Here is a 428-nt window from a genome sequence, read left to right as displayed (position 1 = left end):
GTGGAGGTCGGCGTGGGGCGGGGGGGGGTCCGTGGGGGGGCCCCGGGGCACGGGCGCCGGGGCGTGGGTGGGGGTCTGCGCGGGGGGGGCGACGATGGGGGGGGGGGGGGCGGGGGTGGGGGGGGGGGGGGGGTGGGTGGTGGTTTGTGTGTTTGTGTTGGGTTGTTGGGGGGTGGGGGGTGGTGGGGGGGGGGGGGGGGGGGGGGGGGCCCCCCCCCCCCGGCGGGCCGGGTGGGGGGGGGGGGGGGGGGCGGGGGGGGGGGGGGGGGGGGGGGGGGGGGGGGCGGGCGGGGTGGGGGGGGGGTGGGGGGGGGGGGTGTTACTTGGTGAGGCCGGCCTTGACGGAGCAGACGGGCCAGGCGCCGGGGCCCTGGGCGGCGAGGACCTTTTCGCCGATGGCGATCTGCTGGGCCTTGGTGGCCTGGTGG

The 428-nt window shown here is 83.2% G+C and carries 1 pseudogene; it reads right to left on the bottom strand.

The window, feature by feature from the left end:
* Positions 1-322: 322 nt before the first annotated feature.
* Positions 323-428 (bottom strand): annotated as a pseudogene (locus PUR61_RS16005) (transglycosylase family protein); the annotation flags it as partial.

It is taken from the genome of Streptomyces sp. BE20 (genome assembly GCF_036322525.1).
Classification (GTDB): domain Bacteria; phylum Actinomycetota; class Actinomycetes; order Streptomycetales; family Streptomycetaceae; genus Kitasatospora.
This window is presented reverse-complemented; position numbering and strand designations above follow the sequence as displayed.